Here is an 18,062-nt window from a genome sequence, read left to right on the forward strand (position 1 = left end):
GGGTTCGCGTGCTCAGTCGTAGGTGCGCCAGCGCCGCCACACCAGCCACGTGGCGATGAGGAGGCCGGCGAGCAGCAGGGACGGCCACACGTCCGGATCGTCCTTCAGGACATTCCACACCGCCTGGACCAGCGCCAGCACGGTGAAGAACCCCAGGAACCCGAGGATCGATTCGAGCACTGTCTTGCGGCGCCGGGTCTCGGAGTGGTCCGGGGTCGGGCCCGCCTGGTGGTTCAGGCCACTCACTTCACGCCACCTGCCGTCAGACCGGAGACGATACGACGTTGGAAGACCAGCACCATGATCACCAGCGGGATGGTCACCAGCGCACCGGCGGCCATCGTCGCGGCATAGGGGTACTGGAAGGCGCTGGCGCCGGTGAAGCGGGCGATCGCCACCGTCACCGGCTCCGTCGACGTGGTGGAGAGCTGCTTGGCCAGCATGAACTCATTCCAGGTGGCGATGAACGCCAGGATGGCGGTGGTGAACAGGGCCGGGGCGGCCAGCGGCAGGATGACCTTGCGGAACGCCAGACCGCGGGACGCACCGTCCACCCGGGCGGCCTCCTCGAGTTTCCACGGCAGTTCCCGGAAGAAGGACGTCAGCGTGTAGACCGTCAGGGGCAGGACGAAGGAGATGTTCGGGATGATCATCGCCTGGTAGGTGCCGATCCAGCCGATGTTGCTGAACAGCTGGAACAGTGGGGTGACCAGGGCGATGCCCGGGAACATCGAGGCAGCCAGGATGATGCCGGTGACGAATCCCTTGCCGCGGAAGTCCACCCGGGCCAGGGCGTAGGCGGTGAACACGCCGACGAGCAGGGCGATGGCGGTGGTGGCGAAGCCGATGATCAGGCTGTTGCCGATCGCGCGCAGGAAGTTGTTGCCCGCGTCGGTGGCCATCGCCTCCCGGAAGTTCTCCAGCGTGAGGTGACTGGGGAAGGGGTTGGTGGAGAAGGTGTGCGCCTTGTCGCGGAAGGCGGTGACGACCATCCAGTAGAACGGTGCCAGGGCCCACACCAGGATGATGATCACGGCGGCGTAGTTGCTGACGTAACTGCGGATGCTGGTCTTCATCGCCGGTCCCTTTCAGTCTCGCCGGACGCTCCGTTGCTGCCGGACGCTCCGGTCGCCGCACCCGTCGCGGCGGGTGCGTCCGGTACGTCCGGTGGTGCGTCCTGTCCCGACGGGTGTTTCGGCGACCGTAGTGACGACAGCCGGCCGCGCAGACTGCTACGTTGCGCCTTCGGCATGTTCTGGGGCCCCGCGACGTTCGCACCCAGGTATTTCACCATCATGAAGGCGATGACGAAGACCATCAGGAAGATCAGGGTGGACACCGCCGAGGCGGAGTTGAAGTTGCCCGAGCGGGTGTCGGTGATGACCAGCTGGCTGATGACCGCGGTCGGGGAGTTGGTGGACTCGCTGATCATGATGACCGGGAGGTCGTACATGCGCAGCGCGTCGAGGGTGCGGAACAGGATCGCCACCATCAGTGCCGGCTTGATCAGCGGCAGGGTGATGCGGGTGAACTGCTGCCACTTCGATGCCCCGTCGACCCGGGCGGCCTCGTACACGCCGCCGGGGACCATCTGTAGACCGGCGAGGATCAGCAGCGCCATGAACGGCGCGGTCTTCCACACGTCGGCGATGATCACGGCGAAGCGGGCGGCCCACGGGTCGGTCGTCCAGGCAATGTCCAGGCCGAGCGTGGAGTTGATGATGCCGTTGGGGGCGAAGATGAACTGCCACAGCTTCGCGGTCACCGCCGTGGGGATCGCCCACGGGATCAGGACGGCGGCACGCAGCAGGCTGCGACCCCAGAAGGACTTCGACATGGTGATCGCCATCCACAGGCCCAGGACGGTCTCCAGGGCCACGGTGATGACCACGAAGAACATGGTGACGCCCACCGCCGGCCAGAAGTCCGTCGCCAGGTTGCCGGGCGCACAGGTGGTGGCCTCCCCGGTGGCGGACATGCACCGGTTGGTCAGCCAGTAGAGGTAGTGGTCCAGTCCGGCGAAGCCACCGTCGACGAACATGCCGGTGTCCGGGTCGAGGTGCCGGTCGGCCTGGAACGACAGGTAGAGGGCGCGTACCACCGGGTAGCCGATGACCACCGCCAGCAGGGCGAGACTGGGCCCGACCAGCCAGAGGGCACGCAGGTCACGCTTCTTCTTCGGCGGCCAGGCGCGCGCGGAGCTGTCCGTGGCGGCACTGCCGGGGTGGGGTGAGGTGTCAGTCACAAGGAAGACCTTATCGGTAATGCACTACGCCCGACAGCCTGGAGCAGGCTGACGGGCGTGAGGGCGTGGAGAGCGGGACTAACTGACGTTGCCGATCGCGGACGCCATGTCGTCGGTCGCTGACTCGACGCTCTTACCGCCGGTGATGGCGGCGTAGGCGTTGTCCTGGATGGCCTTGGACAGCTCGTCGTAGTTCGGGGACGCCGGGCGCGGCACAGCGTTCTCCAGCGACTCCTGCAGGGCCGGCAGGTACGGGAACTCCTCGATGAGGTCCTCGTCCTCGTAGATGGAGGACAGCACCGGCGGGAAGGACGCCTCAGCGAAGGAACGCTGGTTGTCCTCGTTGATGATGAACTCCATGAAGTCCAGGGCGGTCGCCTTGTTCTCCGAGTTGGTGTTGATGGCGTTGTTGTAGCCACCCAGGGTGGAGACACCCACCCCGTCCTTGCCGACCAGCGGCTGGACCTCGACCTTGCCGGCGATGGCGGAACCCTCGGCCTCGGCCTCGGTGTACATGTACGGCCAGTTGATCGCCATGGCGTTCTGGCCCTGGGTGAAGGCCAGGTTGGTCTCCTCCTCGGTCGCGCCGGTGGAGGAGCGGGAGATGGTGCCGTCCTCGTAGGCGTCGACCAGGGCCTGCAGGCCCTCGCGGGACTCGTCGGAGGTCACGTTGACCTCGCCCTCGTCGTCGACGATGCCGCCGCCCCATCCGGACATGAAGCCGGCGGTGGACACGGTCAGGCCCTCGTACTGCTTGAGCTGGGTGATCAGGCAGTCGTTGTTGTCGGCGGTGACGTCCTCACAGGTCGAGATGACGTCGTCCCAGGTCTCCGCCTCGTCCGGCGCCATGTCCGTGTTGCGGTAGAGCAGCTGGCCGTTGGTGTTCTGCGGCAGCGCGTAGAGGGTGTCGTTGTAGGTTGCGGATTCCACGGTGGGTTCCAGCAGGTCGGAGGTGTCGACCTCCAGGTCGTCGGTGAGCGGGTCGATCCAGCCGTTGGCGGCGAACTCACCGGTCCAGACCACGTCGAGTGCCATGACGTCGATGTCGGACTGACCGGCCTGCAGGGACTGCACGAGGGTCTCACGCTGGGCGTCCGCCTCACCGGCGAGCTCCTGCAGGGTCACCTCCTCGTCCGGGTTCTCCTCGTTCCACTTGTCGATGATCGGACGCAGCTTGTTCGTGTCGTTCTTGCCCATGGCGAACGTGATCGGGCCGCGGCCCTCGGTGTTCGTGGGGGTGGCGTCGCCACCGTCGTCGTCGGAGGAACAGGACGCCAGCCCGGCGCCCAGGCCGACAGCGGCGAGCGTCGCCAGGATCTTCTTTGAGAGGTGGGCCATGGCCGGACCTTTCTGATTCGGTACACCAGGTACGTGGACAGGTGGGACGCGCACCGGGTGAACCGGGTGTGCGTGATCCTTGCGTCGAGTGTAGTAACTCAGCGGCCCCCGTGTCCCACTTTCGGGGGCAACCGGGGTCATCCCACGCGCTGACCGGACTCCTGGTCGAAGAAGTGCACCCGGGCGGAGGGGGAGAGGGTGAACTCCACCCCACCCCCGATGCCGGGGAGGGAGTCCGGGTCATCGTGGGTGCGGGCGGTGACCTGGCCGACGGCGGTCTGGGCGTAGATGTTGGCGTCCGCGCCGAGCTCCTCGACCAGGGTCACCTCGCCGTGCAGGCCGCTTCCGGCATTGACGTCGGTCGCAGCGGAATCGGACGCAGCGGAATCGGACGCAGCGGCCAGCAGGTGTTCCGGACGCACGCCCACCAGCAGCGCGCCGGCCACCCCCGCCGGACGCTCCACCCCCAGTCCGGGGACCTCGGACGCGTCGGCCTGCAGTTCCATCAGGTTCATCGCCGGGGACCCGATGAACCCGGCGACGAAGGAGTTCACCGGATTGTTGTAGAGCTCCGACGGGCTGTCGACCTGTTGCAGCTCGCCGTCCTTCAGCACCGCCACCCGGTCACCCATGGTCATCGCCTCGACCTGGTCGTGGGTGACGTACACGGTGGTGACGCCCAGGTCGTGCTGCAGTTTCACGATCTGCGCACGGGTCTGCACGCGCAGTTTCGCGTCCAGGTTCGACAGCGGCTCGTCCATGAGGAACACCTGCGGTTCCCGCACGATCGCCCGGCCCATCGCCACACGCTGACGCTGGCCACCGGAGAGGTCCTTCGGCTTTCGGTCCAGGTAGTCGCCCAGGTCCAGCAGGTCGGCGGCGTGGTTGACGCGCTCCTCGATCTCGGCCTTGGGGCGCTTGGCGATGGTCAGGGCGAAGCCCATGTTCTCCCGCACCGACATGTGCGGGTACAGCGCGTAGTCCTGGAAGACCATCGCGATGTCCCGGTCGCCCGGCTCGACACCGGTGACGTTGCGGCCACCGATGGAGATCGACCCGGCGCTGGTGGGCTCCAGTCCTGCAAGGGAGCGCAGGATGGTGGACTTACCGCAGCCCGACGGACCGACCAGCACGAGGAACTCGCCGTCACCGATGGTGAGGTTGAGGTTTGGGACGGTGGGGGAGGAGGCACCCGGGTAGCGGATGTCCACGTTCTCGAAGACGACGTCAGCCATGGTGGGGAATCATACCGCAGGACGATGGGGCGCAGGTGGCGACTTCCGTAGGATGAACGTCCGTGAGTACCCGATCCGTGTCTCCCCGGACCTCGCCGGCGACAAGTGCGACGTCCACCCGGTTCTGGCGCGACCGTGGTTTCTGGCTGCAGCTGGTGATCCAGTGTGCCGTGTTCCTGTTCTTCGGGATCACCGACGTGTCCAATGCCTTCTACGTCAGTGAAACCCTTCCTGCGGTGATCCTGACGGTCGGCTACACCCTGGTGTTCGTCGGTCTGCTGGTGCAGCGCTGGCGTCCCGAAGTCGGGTTGGCGGTCGTGGCGGTGGGGATGGTCCTCGCAGCAGCGGGGATGTCCGGGATCTACTTCCTGGCCTACCTGGTGGTCTGTTACGAATCGTGGTTCATTTCCGCGTTCATCCGGCAGCGACGTGGCATGTGGCTGGCCCTGCTGTTGACCGGGTCCGTGGTGTCCGTGGTGGTCTTCGTGCTGACGGAGGTCTACGGGGTGCAGCCGGCGGACGCGCTGGAGCCCGCCTGGATGGGGAAGACGGGGTTCATTCTGGTCGTCCTGGTTCTCGTCGCGGTGCTGTCGATCGGACTGTTCTGGCAGCTGGGCATGACCACCCGTCGCCAGCAGGAACGCATGGAGAACCTGGCGACCCGGGTGGAACTCGCCGCGGCCGCCGAGCGCACCCGGATCGCCCGGGAGATGCACGATATCGTCGCCCATTCGCTGACCGCTGTGATCGCCCAGGCCGATGGCGGACGCTACGCCGGACGCAAGGACCCGCAGAAGGCCATCGAGGCCCTCGACACGATCAGCAGCACCGGGCGGGACGCCCTGACGCAGATGCGCCAACTGCTCAGCGTCCTGCGGGACGACTCCGGAACCCCCGCACGCCGTACCGATACCCCACCCGGGCTTGCCGGTGTGCCTGCCCTGGTGCAGGATGCCGAGCGCGCCGGGCTGCGTGTGGACTACCGGGTGCTGGGCAACCCGGTGGAGGTGGATGTGGCGGTGGGCCTCAGTGTGTTCCGCACGGTCCAGGAGTCGCTGACCAACGTGCTGAAGCATGCCGGGCCGACCACCTGCCGGTTGCAGTTGGACTGGAACGTCCCCGGAAAGCTGCGGATCACCGTGGACAATGCCCCGGGCAGCAGCCTGGTCGGCGAAGATCTGTCCACGGACGGACGAGGTCAGGGACTGGTGGGGCTGCGGGAACGCGCCGGGATCCACGGTGGTACGGCAGACTGGGGAGCATCGGACATCTACGTCGGCGGTTGGCGCGTCGATGTGACAGTGGAGGTGTGAGAGCAGTGGGTGTTGTAGGCGAGCCCCGGAGTGGGACGGTCACGGTCGGACTGGCCGATGACCAGCAACTGGTCCGGGCAGGGTTCGCGATGGTGCTGGACTCCCAGGACGATGTCGAGGTGGTCTGGCAGGCTGCTGACGGGGTGGAGGCGGTGGAACTGGCTGGTTCGCAGCCGGTGGACGTCATCTTCATGGACGTGCAGATGCCGAACCTGGACGGTATCGCCGCGACCCGGGAGGTTCTCGAATCCGGTGTGGCCGGACCCGGTGGCGAACCGACCCGGGTGGTGGTGCTCACCACCTTCGACAACGATGAGTACGTGATGAACTCCATCGCCGCCGGGGCCAGCGGTTTCCTGCTCAAGGACACCGACCCGGAGGATCTCATCGACGCGGTGCGCACGGTGGGGGAGGCCTCTGCGGTGATCTCGCCGAAGGCGACGGCGCGGCTGCTGCGGCAGGTGCGGGGCGGCGCGTCCCACCTTGGTGTGGAGGCCAGCGGCGGATCTGGTGCAGACACCCCGGACGAGGACGACGACCTCGGGCTGGTCGACCCGCTGACTCCGCGGGAGCGGGAGATTCTGGTGCTGGTCGCCCGTGGTTACTCCAACCCGGAGATCGCCCGGCAGCTTTTCGTCTCGCTGCCGACGGTGAAGACGCATGTTGGACGGATCCTGGCGAAGACCGGCTCGCGGGACCGGGTGCACGCTGTGCTCTTCGCCGTCCGCCACGGGTTGGTGGACGCCTCCCGCGCCCTCGAGGACTAACGGGTCATACCGCGGTATGACCGTGGACAATCAACCCGCGGGCCGATGATCGTGGCGTCCTGACCGACGATCATGGACACCATGATCACAGTTGAGTCCCTCTCGAAGAACTACGGCAAACACCAAGCCGTCTCCGACCTCTCCTTCCACGTCCCTGATGCCGCAGTCACCGGCTTCCTCGGGCCGAACGGCTCAGGCAAGTCCACCACGATGCGTTGCATCCTCGGCCTCGACAGCCCTACCGCAGGCCAGGCACTGTTCGACGGTCAGCCGTTCGCCACCGTCCACGACAAGCCCTCCCTTGCCGGCGCACTGCTGGAAGCCACCTGGTTCACCCCGGGACGAAGCGGCCGTTCCCACCTGCGGGTGCTCGCCCGTGGTGCCGGCATCCTCGACTCCCGGGTGGAGAAGTGCCTTGAGATCGTCGGACTGACCGCAGCCGGTGACAAGCGCGTCGGCGGCTACTCCCTCGGCATGAAGCAGCGGCTGGGCCTTGCCGGGGCACTGCTCGGCGACCCGAAGCACCTCATCCTCGATGAACCGGTCAACGGGCTGGACCCCGAGGGTGTCAGCTGGATGCGCCGGACGATCCGTGCCCTCGCCGCCGAGGGCCGTTCGGTTCTGGTCTCCTCGCACCTGCTCTCCGAGATGCAGCTGACCGCCGACCGTCTGGTCGTCGTCGGCAAGGGCCGGATGATCGGCGAGCATTCCATGGCGGAGTTCCTCGCCGGCGGATCCCGGGTGCTTGTCGAGACCGCGGACCAGGCGTCCGGGGGAACCCTCGGTGCCGCACTGCGCGGAGCCGGCTTCGAGGTCGCAGACGGTACTGCGGACGCTGCGGCAGCGCAGCGTCCTGAACTCGTCGTCGCCATCCCGGACGGTTCCGGGGAAGCCGACGTCCGCCGCGCAGTCGCCGAGATCGCCCTGACCGCCGGCGTGCCCGTGACCGGGCTCAAGACCCAGGCAGATGACCTGGAGTCCCGCTTCCTCGCGGCCACCTCGTCCGCCCAGGAGTACCGCACCGACGATGTGTCCGCCGATCTCACCGCCGAAAGGAACTAGGACGATGACCGCTTTCCTCAACTCCCTGCGCTCGGAGACCACCAAGGTCCTGTCGGTGCGCTCCACCCTGATCTACGCGGTCCTGCTCGCCGGCTCCCTCTTCGGCCCGGTGACGCTGGTGATGTGGTTCTCCGCCGAGTCGGACCCGGTCGCCTCGTGGTCGACCCTCAACAGCGGGGCGATGATCTTCCAGCTGATCGCCATCGTCTTCGCCGCGGCAACCACCGCCGGCGACATCCGCAACCACATGCACGCCCAGGCATTCCTCACCCAGCGTTCCCGGTCACTGTGGGTGCTCTCGAAGGTCATCGTGACCACGGTGTTCACCACCGTGCTGTACCTGCTCGGCGTCGGGCTGGCCATGCTGTCGGCGATCCTCTTCGGCGGTGGGCTGGACCTCGTGGGAAGCGAGGTCGCCAACCTCACCGCGAACCTGTTCGCCTCCGTGGCCTTCGCGGCGATGACCGTGGGCCTGGCGTGTGTCGTGCGCAGCCAGGTCGGTGCGGTGGCACTGCCCATCGCCTGGCTGATGGTCATTGATGGCATGATCGGCTCGTTTGCACAGACCTACGACTGGCTGCGGCCCATCGCCGCCGTCAGCCCTGGCCAGCGACAGATGCAGCTGGTCTACGGTGAGGACGTCTACGGCCTGGACCTCAACATCAGTGCCGTGATGTGCGTGGTGATCATCCTCGGCTGGTTCGTGGCACTGACCGCCGGAGGCCTGTGGCGTGACCGTCGCGCCGATGTCCGGTAGCTCAGGTAGGTTGGCTGTCATGGGCGAGAATCTGACGTTTTCCATCGGGGACTCCGGGCGCTCCCTCGAGCTCCCCTCACACTGGCAGTCCCTGGAGACACTACCGGAGGACACACCAGGCACCGTCGCCTTCGGTTACCGTTCGGCCGGTAGCTACGCGGTGGTGACCCTGGGGCCGCTGGACGGGCAGATGATGCCGGTGGACCGCGACGAGGTGGTCGAGGGGATCCAGCCGGCGTTGGACGAGGCCGGTGCCACCCTCGTCGAAGCTGATGCGGGGGAGACCCCCGGCGGTGATCTGGCGGTCTACACCATCGTGGAGTCGGATGCTGAGGACGCTCAAGACACCGAGGACACCGAGGACACGGAGGCCACCGAGGACACCGGAGATTCGGAGGACACCGAGGCTGGTGCCGAGGACGGCGTCCAGTTCAGCCTGACGCTCAACCTCGCGATCGACAACGGGGAGTACCTGCAACCCTTCCTGGTGCAGGGTTACTTCACCAGCACCGGGGACGACGAGCAGGCGCTTGACCAGGCCCGCGACATTGCCGGGCGGGTCATCACCGCCTGAGACGCTGCGCCGGCCCAGCCCGGCCCAGCCCGGTTCAGCCCGGCCCAGCCCGGTTCAGACCACCGTGCCGCGTTCCGTGGCTGCGATCTCGGCGAGTCGTTCGGCGGTGTCATCGGTGCTGACCACCACCGACCCGCCGGTGAACAGTGGCAGCAGGCAGTCGACCAGACCGTCGGTGTCCGACCAGGCGCCACCGACCGCCCGGACCGTGTCGCCCGAGCCGACGCTGCCACCGTGACGCTCCACGGCCCGCGCCCGCAGGTCAGTCCCGCTCACCGTCGCACCCGACGCATCGACCAGCAGGACGGCGTCCTCCCCGGTCTCCGGTCCGGCGTAGCGGTCACCCTGCACCCGCAGTTCCGGGGACAGGTCCATGATACCGAAGGGGACGTCCCCGCCGGCCTCGCCGACGCCGCGTCCGAAAGGATCGGTGGACAGCAACAGCACCTCCCCGCCGAAGTCAGGGTGGGCGTCGGCATCGGTGGTCAGCAGTGTGGCTGCCGCGTCGAAAGCGGGCGAGTCCGGCGAGCACACCGCCACCCCGGCCCGCCAACAGCCCAACACCAGTACCGCGGGCATCCAGTCCGCCGGGGCGTCCACGGCGACGACGTCCCCGGGGCCCAGCCCCAGTTCCCCGACCATGAGGTTGCCGCCCTTCGCCGCCCAGTTCGCCACCGTCTCGGCGGACAGCTCCATACGTCCAGCATCGGTGTAGGTGGTCAACCGGGGGGAGGCGGCGTCGGACGCCAGCAGCGGGGCCATGAGATCCATGCCCTGGAGTTTATCTGCTCGGTTCGTCCACCCGGCACTAGGCGGGGACGACCGCGGTCGGATCGCCCAACGTCGGCCCCAGGATCACCAGGACCACGAACACCACCACCGTCACCGCAACCATGACCGTCAGCGCCCGGTGCCAGTGCCGGGACCACCCGGGGCGGGAGGAGAACCAGGTGGCGATCCACGCGCCGACACCCGCACCGGCCACGTTGCAGATCACGTCGGTGGAATCACTGCGACCCAGGGAGAAGATGTACTGGGTGACCTCGATACCCAGGCTGAACAACAGGGCGATCCCCAGCACGACCGGCGCCCGTCGCACCACGATCATCAGCATGATGCCGAGGGGGACGAACAGTGCCAGATTGCCCAGGATGTCGAAGACCGCGCTGAAGGTCGAGTTCGCGTCCTGGATGATCTGGAACGGCACCAGACGCAGTTCCTGGTGGTGCTGATTCTCCGGCTTCCACAACAGTCCGATGGTGTAGAAGGACTTCAGCAGGGTCAGCGCGATGACCACCCCGGTGTAGCCGACCAACGTCAGGTTCACCCAGGACCTCCACGGTGCAGCGAGAGGGTGTGGGGTAGCGGTCAGGGGCTGCGTCATGCGTACAGAGCTTAGTGCCCGTAGCGTGGAAACATGACCACACACCATCACAATACGCTGGGAGAATACCAGCGTTCCCTGGCATTCACCGCCGACGAGATCCGTGCCGCCGAAGCCCCCTTGTTGGACGCGCAGACCCGCGAGGACGAGCTCATGCAGTCCGCCGCCGGTGCGGTCGCCGCGGCAGCACGGGTGATGCTCGCCCGCGAACCGTTCTTCACCGGAGCATCCCGGGTGCTGCTGGCCGTGGGCGGCGGGGGCAACGGTGGCGATGCACTGTACGCCGGTGAATCGCTGGCCGAGGACGGGTGGGACGTCGATGCGGTCCTGCTCGGCACCGACCGGGACACCGGGGAGCTCAGGGTGCACCAGCCGGCGTTGGATGCCTTCACCCGGGCCGGCGGTACCGTCATCGAACTGGACGAGGTGTGGCCGCAGGGGTCACGATTCCGGCTGGTCGTCGACGGCGTGCTGGGGCTCGGCGGGGCCGGCGGGCTGGACCCGGTGGCGGCGACATTGTTCGCTTTCGCCGGAATGCGGTTCATCCCGGTGCTTGCCGTGGACGTGCCGTCCGGCATCGAGGCCGACACCGGGGCGACACCGGAACCGGTCGTGGTGGACTCCCCGCGCGATCCGGCGGGGCAGTCGGTCCTGGACAACGACCGCGCACCCGGTCATGTCATCGCGGATATGACGGTGACCTTCGGCAGTCTGCGACGGGCACACGCGGTGAACGCCTACTGCGGGCAGGTCGTCCTCGCCGACCCGACGTTGGACGACGGCCGGAGCATAGCCCAGGAGCTCTGGAAACTCCGCGAGGAGACCACGCTCAAGGTGCGGGCGTCGATCGCCGTGCCGGCCAGTCCGTACCGTGACGGGACGCCCGCGGTCGGCACCCTGGACCTCGGCGGGCCGTGGGACCTGGGGGACAGCGGACTGGTCCCGGTGCCGACCACGCATGTGGGGGTGGCCCGGGAACCGGGCCCCTACGACGACAAGTACACCCAGGGCGTGGTGGGGGTGTGTGCGGGCTCGGAGACCTATCCGGGGGCAGCGGTGCTGGCCACCACGGGCGCGGTGCGGACCACCAGCGCGATGGTGCGCTACATCGGTGGTGGGGCCCCGGAAGTCCTGCGGGCCACCCCGGAGGTCATCTGGGCACCGGACCTGTCCCGGTGCGGCCGGGTCCAGGCCTGGGTCGTGGGCCCCGGGCGGGGGACCGGGGATGAGGCCGTGGCGGAGCTGACCGAACTGCTGGGACGCGAGGAGGCGCTGCTCATCGACGCCGACGCGATCACCGTGCTCGCCGAACACCCCGCGCTGCTGGACGTCCTGATTGCCCGGGAGTCCTCCACGCTGCTCACCCCGCATGCCGGGGAGTTCCGGCGGTTGGCGGCGACAGTGTCCACGGGGGCAGGGACGTCTGCGGCCCGGGACGTGGACATCCCGGATCCGGACGCCGACCGTATCGGTGCCGCCGTGGCCATGGCCCGCGGACTGCAGTGCGGGGTGCTGCTCAAGGGCCGGCACACCGTGGTGGTCGAGCGTCCGGTCGTGGGGGAGGAGGGCCACGAGCAGACCGTGTCGGTGTACTGCATCGACGCAGGTACCTCATGGGGCGCGACGCCCGGGTCCGGTGACGTGCTGTCCGGCCTGGCCGGGGCATTGATGGCGCAGTCGGTCGCTCAGCTCGGCAACGCCGACCATGTGGCGGACGAAGCGGCGGCGCTGCATGCGCGGGCGGCAGCGGTCGCGGCACAGCAGGCTGCCGGTGGTGGCCGGTTCATCGGGGGAGACGGTGCCGGTGTCCCGGTGTCTGCGTCCCAGATCGCCGACGCCATCCCCCGCGCGTGGGCTGTCTCGGGTCGGGCCCGGCCGGTACGCCAGTACCTCCGCTTCCCGTGGGACTGAGCCAGCTAGTTCACGCAGAGGGGTCCGTCGCCACCGGCGTCGATGCTCTCGGGCTGCGAGCTGGAGGTCTCCTCCGAGGTCTCCGAGCCACCGACATGGTCGCCGGAGTTGCCGAGGACATCCTCGCCGGTGGCGTCGGTGCCGGGGGTTCCGACAATATCGCCGGAGTCGCCTGAGCCGGCGGTGTCCCCTGAACCGCTGGAGTCGCCGTCACTGTCGCCGGAGCCGCCGCCGATGGCCTCGAGCGGCTCGTCCACGCCGGAGTCCGAGGTGCCGGGGCCGTCGTAGGTGCCGGAGAGGGTGACGTTGATCTGTCCGGCCGGCAGTGACGAGTCCTCGACGACCTTGAGCCCACCGAGCTGCTTGGCGAGACCGCGGGCAGCCGGGTCGTTGGGGTCGGCGACGTTGACCTGGCTCTCGGAGACACCGGTCTCCGCAGCATTGCCGACCTCTCCGACGGCGTAGCCTGCCCCGGCGACGAGGTCGCCGACGCGGGCGGCCAGTCCGCCGACCTCGCTGGCGTTGTAGACACCGACGACCGAGCCTGCCGGGGCGTACTCACCGATGTCCTCCCAGGACTCGCCGGAGTCCTCCCCGGAGTCCGAGTCGGAGTCGTCTGAATCGTTCGAACCGCCGCTCTCCCCGACCAGGTCATCGAAGAAGGCGTGGACCTGGTTCTTGTCGACGGTGACCACGGATTCGCCGGCGTCACCGGTGCCGTCGATGCTGGTCACCGGGATGGTCTCGAAGGTGACATTGCCCCCGGCCAGGTTCTGCATCTGGGTGGCCAGACCCATCACGTCCCACCCCTCGTTGAGCACCACGGAGCTCTCGATGGCCGAACGCAGGTCGCTCAACTTTGAAGGACTGGTCAGGGTGGAGGTGCTGAGCACCTTGTTGGCCAAGCTGGCCATGTAGACCTGCTGGCGGGTGATCCGGTCCAGGTCTCCGCGTGGCAGGTCGTAGCGCTGGCGCACGAAACTCAGCGCGTCCTGTCCGTCGAGGGTCTGTTGACCGGCCGGGAACTTCGCACCCGAGTTGGGCTCATCGACAGCATTGTTGAGACACACGTCCACGCCGCCGACGGCGTTGGTGAGGTTGACGAAGCCGAGCAGGCCGACTTCGGCGTAGTGGTCGACGGTGATGCCGGTGACATCGGCGACAGTCGTGACCAGAGCCTCCCGGCCCGCCTGCGAGGACTCCTTCTCGATCTCCTGCTCATTAGACTGATCCCCGGCAGTCGCTGCTTCTTCCTCGAGCTCCTTGGTCTTGTAGAACTTCGTCTGCCCGTAGACGGCGTTGAGCTTCACGTTGCCGAGGTCAGAACCGCCGTCGACGTAGGTGTCACGGGGAATCGATACCGCGGTGGCCGAGGAGCCGTCGTTGGGCACGCGGATCAGGATGATGGTGTCGGTGCTGGTGGTGTCCTCTTCACCGGCCCGCAGCATGTCGATCTCGGACTGGGTGAGTTCCTTGCCGTGGGCGTCGGTGCGGGAGTCGATGCCGACCAGGAGGATGTCGGTGGCACCGTCCTTCTGGTCGCCGAGGTTGAGGCCACCGGCCTGGCTCAGGTCGGAGCCGATGTTGCCGAAGGTGAAGTGGCCGTACGTGCCGCCGATGAGCATGACGGCGGAGACGGCGGCGAGGACTCCCTTGACTGGGCCGGACCCGAGCTGGCGGGTCCGGTTCTTCTTTCCGGGACGCCCGCGCCTCGATGAGGCAGCGGTGGCGGATGTGGCGGTTGCGGCACGGCCGGACGCCGAGTGGCCCGAGCCTTCCCGTCCGGAGGTCGAGCGCTGAGCGGCGGCACGTCGAGCCGCCCGCTCCTGCCGAGCGCGCCGCTCTTCGGGCGTCTCGTAGGACTTACGGGCTTCGCGTGCGTCACGGCTGTGGCGACTGTGGCGACCATGGGAGTCGCCGCGGGAGCCTCCGCTATCGCTCATCTCTCACCTTTCGGGACTTTCGGGCAGGTTCAGGCGTTACCGGTTAACAGTTCTAGCATTAGAAGAGTGTCGGGCACGTCAGTGAACCGGAGGAATGGGACAACATTACCGTGAGGGATGTAGCCTGCGCACTATCGCGTGCGTCACCCGAGAGGAGAAGAACGGTGAAAGTACTGGTCACCGGGGCAACCGGGCAAGTTGGCCGGGAATTGGTGTCATGTGGCGCACAGCCGGTCACCCGCGCCGACCTGGATCTCACGGCAGCCGGAACGTCCGACTTCGCCGCCGCGGCCCGCGACCTGCTCGCCGGGGTGGACGTGCTGGTCAACTGTGGTGCCTGGACCGATGTCGACGGGGCGGAGGACGACACCAACGCCGTGCAGGTCGAGACGGTCAACACCGTCGCGCCCGGTGAGCTCGCCGACATCGCCGCCGGGGAGGGCGTGCGGTTCATCCACGTGTCCACGGACTACGTCTTCTCGGGCGCTCCGCCGGTGGAGGACGGCTCGCCCCGCCCGTGGCGCATCGATGACCCGGTTGCCCCGGCGAACGTCTACGGTCGGACGAAGGCCGCCGGGGAGGTCGACGTCCTCGCCGCCGGAGGAACCGTGGTGCGTACCTCCTGGGTCTGGTCGGGTCCGCACGCACCGGGGCGCGACTTCGTGGCGACCATGGCAGCGTTGGCAGACCGGGGTGTCGATCCGTCGGTGGTCGACGACCAGGTGGGACGCCCCACCTACGCTGCGGACCTGGCGGCGGGTCTGTGGCAGCTCGCCGAGGTGCTGCACAGCGGAGGCACGGGCCACTCCGGGCAGGCAGGGCGGGCAGGGCAGGGGAGCGTCCTGCACTTCCAGAACTCCGGCGAACCGGTGAGCTGGTGCGGCCTGGCACGGGAGGTGTTCGCGGCGACAGGGCATGATCCGGCACGTGTGGCGTCCTGCACCACCGCCGACTGGCCCACCCCGGCGGCGCGCCCACCGTGGTCCGTCCTGGACCTGGGGCCCTGGGAACGCACTATGGGTGTGGTTCCTCCTGCGTGGCAGGACGGGCTGGCGCGCGGTCTCGCGATAGGATGATCCGCTGTGAAGCCGAATGCCCCGAGTGCCCCGATCGCCATCGTCACCGTCACCTACTCGCCGGGGGAGTACCTCACCCGGTTCCTCGACTCCGTGCCCGCCGCATCCTCCGCTGGCGCGGTGGTGGTGATGGCGGACAACGGGTCGACCGACGGTGCCCCGGAGGCCGCCGCCGCTGAGCGCGAGGGTGTGGAGCTGTTGCACACCGGCGGCAACATCGGCTACGGCGCGGGGATGAACGCCGGGGTCGAGGCGTTGCGGGACCGTCGGGCCGCCGGTGAGATCGACGGCGAGTTCGTGCTGATCTCGAATCCGGACGTGGTCTTCGACCCCGGCTCGATCGACGAGATGGTCGCCGCCGCCCGGCGTCATCCCACCGCCGGGGCCGTCGGTCCACTGATCCGTGAGGTCGACGGGTCGGTGTACCCCTCGGCCCGGTCGATCCCCACCCTGGGGGCGGGCATCGGGCACGCCCTGCTGGCCCCGGTGTGGAAGAACAACCCCTTCACCCGCCGCTACCTGGCGGACTCGGTGATGGACACCGAACGCACCTCCGGCTGGCTGTCCGGCTCCTGCCAGCTGCTGCGCTGGGAGGCCTTCGACGCGGTGGGTGGATTCGACGAGCGCTACTTCATGTACATGGAGGACGTCGACCTGGGCGACCGGCTGGCACGGGCCGGCTGGCAGAACATCTTCACCCCCGCCGCCGAGATCACCCACGCCAAGGGGCACTCGGCGGGCAAGCACCCGGAGATCACGCTGCCGGCCCACCACGACAGCGCCTACCGCTTCCAGGCGGAACGGCTGACGGCATGGTGGCAGGCTCCGGTGCGGTGGGTGCTGTGGGTGGGACTGAAGGCCCGGGGGAAGGTCGCGGTGGCCCTTGCGCAGCGGGCGCGCCGCTGACTGCGGAAGTCCGGTGGGTCCGATAACCTGCCATGTGTGAACACTGATCGAGCTGATAACAATTCCCCTCACCAGCACGACGTGCCGAGCGCACAGGCCGACCTCGCGGCCGGGACAGACGCGGTCATCCTTGTCGGAGGCAAGGGCACGCGTCTGCGTCCACTGACCAATACGATCCCCAAGCCGATGCTCTCGGTGGCCGGGTACCCGTTCCTGATGCACCTGCTGGCCCGGATCAAGGCCGCCGGGATGACCCACGTGGTGCTGGGGACGTCCTTCAAGGCCGAGGTCTTCGAGGAACATTTCGGTGACGGCTCCGAGATGGGCCTGGAGATCGAGTACGTTGTCGAGGACTCTCCCCTCGGCACCGGCGGCGGAATCCGCAATGTGCTGCCCCGGCTGCGCCACGACCGGGCGATGATCTTCAACGGTGACATCCTCGGTGGCACCGACCTGGGCTCGGTGCTGCAGACCCACGTGGACAATGACGCGGACGTGACCCTCCATCTCCTCCGCGTCGCCGACCCACGGGCGTTCGGTTGCGTACCCACCGCCGAGGACGGCCGGGTCGAGGCATTCCTGGAGAAGGCCGAGGATCCGCCGACCGACCAGATCAACGCCGGTTGCTATGTCTTCCAACGCGAGATCATCGAGTCGATCCCGGCGAACCAGGTCGTGTCGGTGGAGCGGGATGTGTTCCCGGAGGTCCTGTCGACGGGTAAGCGGATGTACGGCCATGTCGACCAGGCCTACTGGCGGGACCTGGGAACCCCGGACGACTTCGTGCGGGGTTCCAGTGACCTGGTTCGTGGCATTGCGCCGTCGCCGTTGTTGGCGGGACGCAACGGTGAGGCGTTGGTGGATGAGTCCGCGGCGGTCGCCGGCGGCGCCCTGTTGTTGGGCGGCACGGTGATCGGACGCGGCGCGGAGATCGGGGCCGGGGCCCGGGTCGACACCTCGGTGATCTTCGACGGGGTGCAGATCGAGGCCGGTGCCACGGTGGAACGGTGTGTGGTCGCCGCCGGTGCCCGGATCGGTGCACGTGCCCATCTGATCGACACGGTCGTGGGCGAGGGTGCGGTGGTCGGGGCCCGGTGTGAACTCCAGGGTGGTGCGCGGGTCTGGCCCGGAGTCGACCTGCCCGACGGTGGTCTGCGCTACTCCAGTGATATCTGAGGTCCGAGGGGGACGGCAGGGGGCGGTGACCTGAAATTTTTTCGGGCGGGGTCGCTATCTTGTGTCTGAACCGCCGAAAGTCACGATGGCGGCCCACATGTTGTGGCCAGTGCGTCCTACCTTGCGACATGTGGTGCCTGGCAGGATGCTGTGAATGTGCTGTAGGGCACGCAATATGTGGCAGATGTGACTGATGTGACTCAAGTTGTGGAACTGATCCGTCGAAAGGTTGACGGCATGGAATTACCCGTGTGTAATCTCTGGTGTGTAAGGGGTCATGGCACCCTGGTAAACCATTTCAACGATCAAGCACTTCAGCGACTGAGCATCCCAGCGAGTACGCGGCACGCAGTGAGGAGACACCGGTGGACAAAC

The 18,062-nt window shown here is 67.8% G+C and carries 17 protein-coding genes; 9 read left to right on the top strand and 8 right to left on the bottom strand.

Going from position 1 to position 18,062, the window contains the following annotated elements:
- Positions 1-12: 12 nt before the first annotated feature.
- From ACTXPP_RS05070 to ACTXPP_RS05090, 5 genes are all read right to left on the bottom strand, one after another.
- Positions 13-246 (bottom strand): hypothetical protein, encoded by a 234-nt coding sequence (locus tag ACTXPP_RS05070; RefSeq protein ID WP_301520418.1) that lies wholly within the window; start codon positions 244-246, stop codon positions 13-15.
- Positions 243-1,076, bottom strand: coding sequence for a carbohydrate ABC transporter permease (locus ACTXPP_RS05075; RefSeq protein ID WP_301498130.1), 834 nt, complete (start codon positions 1,074-1,076; stop codon positions 243-245). Before ACTXPP_RS05075 ends, ACTXPP_RS05070 begins: the two co-directional genes overlap by 4 nt.
- Complete coding sequence (locus ACTXPP_RS05080) at positions 1,073-2,164, bottom strand: carbohydrate ABC transporter permease (RefSeq protein ID WP_301520423.1); 1,092 nt, start codon at positions 2,162-2,164, stop codon at positions 1,073-1,075. Before ACTXPP_RS05080 ends, ACTXPP_RS05075 begins: the two co-directional genes overlap by 4 nt.
- Before the next feature lie 159 nt (positions 2,165-2,323).
- Positions 2,324-3,583, bottom strand: a complete 1,260-nt coding sequence (locus ACTXPP_RS05085) for an ABC transporter substrate-binding protein (protein ID WP_301498128.1) — start codon at positions 3,581-3,583, stop codon at positions 2,324-2,326.
- A 137-nt stretch (positions 3,584-3,720) separates the two neighbouring features.
- Positions 3,721-4,818, bottom strand: coding sequence for an ABC transporter ATP-binding protein (locus ACTXPP_RS05090; RefSeq protein ID WP_301520419.1), 1,098 nt, complete (start codon positions 4,816-4,818; stop codon positions 3,721-3,723).
- Between the two features lie 146 nt (positions 4,819-4,964).
- Between ACTXPP_RS05090 and ACTXPP_RS05095 the strand changes: the two genes are divergently transcribed.
- From ACTXPP_RS05095 to ACTXPP_RS05115, 5 genes are all read left to right on the top strand, one after another.
- Complete coding sequence (locus ACTXPP_RS05095; RefSeq protein WP_443341271.1) at positions 4,965-6,131, top strand: sensor histidine kinase; 1,167 nt, start codon at positions 4,965-4,967, stop codon at positions 6,129-6,131.
- Positions 6,132-6,220: 89 nt separating this feature from the next.
- Entirely contained in the window at positions 6,221-6,898 is a 678-nt protein-coding gene (locus tag ACTXPP_RS05100) for a response regulator (RefSeq protein WP_443341272.1), read from the top strand.
- Between the two features lie 81 nt (positions 6,899-6,979).
- On the top strand, positions 6,980-7,960 hold the full coding sequence (locus tag ACTXPP_RS05105; RefSeq protein WP_301497302.1) for an ABC transporter ATP-binding protein: 981 nt from the start codon (positions 6,980-6,982) through the stop codon (positions 7,958-7,960).
- Positions 7,961-7,964: 4 nt separating this feature from the next.
- Positions 7,965-8,717 carry a DUF2705 family protein gene (locus tag ACTXPP_RS05110; RefSeq protein ID WP_301497301.1) on the top strand — a complete coding sequence of 251 codons (753 nt, stop codon included), beginning with the start codon at positions 7,965-7,967 and terminating at the stop codon, positions 8,715-8,717.
- A 19-nt stretch (positions 8,718-8,736) separates the two neighbouring features.
- The gene (locus ACTXPP_RS05115; protein WP_301497299.1) at positions 8,737-9,291 is read left to right on the top strand and encodes a hypothetical protein; all 555 of its coding nucleotides are present in this window, start codon (positions 8,737-8,739) and stop codon (positions 9,289-9,291) included.
- 54 nt (positions 9,292-9,345) lie between these two features.
- On the opposite strand, the gene ACTXPP_RS05120 is transcribed toward ACTXPP_RS05115, so the two are convergent.
- Entirely contained in the window at positions 9,346-10,062 is a 717-nt protein-coding gene (locus ACTXPP_RS05120; protein WP_301497297.1) for a TIGR03089 family protein, read from the bottom strand.
- Between the two features lie 37 nt (positions 10,063-10,099).
- Positions 10,100-10,675: a VanZ family protein gene (locus ACTXPP_RS05125; RefSeq protein ID WP_301525881.1), complete on the bottom strand. Its 576-nt coding sequence runs from the start codon at positions 10,673-10,675 to the stop codon at positions 10,100-10,102.
- 33 nt (positions 10,676-10,708) lie between these two features.
- Between ACTXPP_RS05125 and ACTXPP_RS05130 the strand changes: the two genes are divergently transcribed.
- Complete coding sequence (locus ACTXPP_RS05130) at positions 10,709-12,586, top strand: bifunctional ADP-dependent NAD(P)H-hydrate dehydratase/NAD(P)H-hydrate epimerase (protein WP_301525258.1); 1,878 nt, start codon at positions 10,709-10,711, stop codon at positions 12,584-12,586.
- 5 nt (positions 12,587-12,591) lie between these two features.
- Here the strand turns inward: ACTXPP_RS05130 and ACTXPP_RS05135 are convergent, their stop codons facing one another.
- Positions 12,592-14,529, bottom strand: a complete 1,938-nt coding sequence (locus ACTXPP_RS05135; RefSeq protein WP_301498582.1) for an LCP family protein — start codon at positions 14,527-14,529, stop codon at positions 12,592-12,594.
- Positions 14,530-14,693: 164 nt separating this feature from the next.
- Between ACTXPP_RS05135 and ACTXPP_RS05140 the strand changes: the two genes are divergently transcribed.
- From ACTXPP_RS05140 to manB, 3 genes are all read left to right on the top strand, one after another.
- Positions 14,694-15,605, top strand: a complete 912-nt coding sequence (locus tag ACTXPP_RS05140; RefSeq protein ID WP_301525257.1) for an SDR family oxidoreductase — start codon at positions 14,694-14,696, stop codon at positions 15,603-15,605.
- A 6-nt stretch (positions 15,606-15,611) separates the two neighbouring features.
- Positions 15,612-16,511: a glycosyltransferase family 2 protein gene (locus ACTXPP_RS05145; protein ID WP_443341204.1), complete on the top strand. Its 900-nt coding sequence runs from the start codon at positions 15,612-15,614 to the stop codon at positions 16,509-16,511.
- Between the two features lie 81 nt (positions 16,512-16,592).
- A complete protein-coding gene (manB, locus tag ACTXPP_RS05150) occupies positions 16,593-17,687 on the top strand; it encodes a mannose-1-phosphate guanylyltransferase (RefSeq protein ID WP_301521048.1) in 1,095 nt (364 codons plus the stop codon).
- The last annotated feature ends 375 nt before the right edge of the window (positions 17,688-18,062 follow it).

It is taken from the genome of Candidatus Corynebacterium faecigallinarum (assembly GCF_052264515.1).
In the GTDB taxonomy this organism is placed as follows: domain Bacteria; phylum Actinomycetota; class Actinomycetes; order Mycobacteriales; family Mycobacteriaceae; genus Corynebacterium; species Corynebacterium faecigallinarum.

What these genes read in the sequence shown, in the direction of transcription:
- ACTXPP_RS05075 (WP_301498130.1), bottom strand. Translation starts at nt 1,076, where the DNA reads ATGAAGACCAGCATCCGCAGTTACGTCAGCAACTACGCCGCCGTGATC.
- ACTXPP_RS05100 (WP_443341272.1), top strand. Translation starts at nt 6,221, where the DNA reads ATGGTGCTGGACTCCCAGGACGATGTCGAGGTGGTCTGGCAGGCTGCT.
- ACTXPP_RS05090 (WP_301520419.1), bottom strand. Translation starts at nt 4,818, where the DNA reads ATGGCTGACGTCGTCTTCGAGAACGTGGACATCCGCTACCCGGGTGCC.
- ACTXPP_RS05130 (WP_301525258.1), top strand. Translation starts at nt 10,709, where the DNA reads ATGACCACACACCATCACAATACGCTGGGAGAATACCAGCGTTCCCTG.
- ACTXPP_RS05085 (WP_301498128.1), bottom strand. Translation starts at nt 3,583, where the DNA reads ATGGCCCACCTCTCAAAGAAGATCCTGGCGACGCTCGCCGCTGTCGGC.
- ACTXPP_RS05115 (WP_301497299.1), top strand. Translation starts at nt 8,737, where the DNA reads ATGGGCGAGAATCTGACGTTTTCCATCGGGGACTCCGGGCGCTCCCTC.
- ACTXPP_RS05120 (WP_301497297.1), bottom strand. Translation starts at nt 10,062, where the DNA reads ATGGATCTCATGGCCCCGCTGCTGGCGTCCGACGCCGCCTCCCCCCGG.
- ACTXPP_RS05110 (WP_301497301.1), top strand. Translation starts at nt 7,965, where the DNA reads ATGACCGCTTTCCTCAACTCCCTGCGCTCGGAGACCACCAAGGTCCTG.
- ACTXPP_RS05125 (WP_301525881.1), bottom strand. Translation starts at nt 10,675, where the DNA reads ATGACGCAGCCCCTGACCGCTACCCCACACCCTCTCGCTGCACCGTGG.
- ACTXPP_RS05105 (WP_301497302.1), top strand. Translation starts at nt 6,980, where the DNA reads ATGATCACAGTTGAGTCCCTCTCGAAGAACTACGGCAAACACCAAGCC.
- ACTXPP_RS05135 (WP_301498582.1), bottom strand. Translation starts at nt 14,529, where the DNA reads ATGAGCGATAGCGGAGGCTCCCGCGGCGACTCCCATGGTCGCCACAGT.